Below are 350 nucleotides of genomic sequence, written 5' to 3'. Positions count from 1 at the left end.
CCATCTGGATGTTCCGGCGTACGGCCTTCAGCGCGCGGCCCGACAGCTTGGTGACGTCCTCGCCCTTGTACATGATCGAGCCGGCCGTCGGCTGTTCCAGATGGACGAGCATCCTGGCGACGGTCGACTTGCCGCAGCCGGACTCCCCCACGATGCCGAGGGTCTCGCCCGCGGCCAGTTGGAAGGAGACGCCGTCGACCGCCTTGACCGCACCGACCTGCTTCTTGAACAGGATGCCCTGGGTCAGCGGATAGTGCTTGACGAGGTCGCGGACCTCCAGAATGGGTTCGCCGCCCGCGCGAGTGCTCCCCTGCTCAGCGTGCATCGAGCGTCTCCTTCCAGAAGTAGCA

General features: G+C 66.0%; 1 protein-coding gene. It reads right to left on the bottom strand.

Translation table 11 applies throughout. The annotated features are described in order from the left end of the window. Positions 1-325: ATP-binding cassette domain-containing protein (locus AC1DUE_RS21005; RefSeq protein ID WP_477041322.1), on the bottom strand; the 325-nt coding region annotated here is incomplete at its 3' end. Positions 326-350 lie beyond the last annotated feature (25 nt).

The sequence above is a fragment of the Cellulomonas sp. P4_A2 genome, from assembly GCF_056402515.1.
The sequence above is the reverse complement of the archived record's forward strand: the minus strand, read 5'-3'. Positions and strand labels throughout refer to the sequence as shown.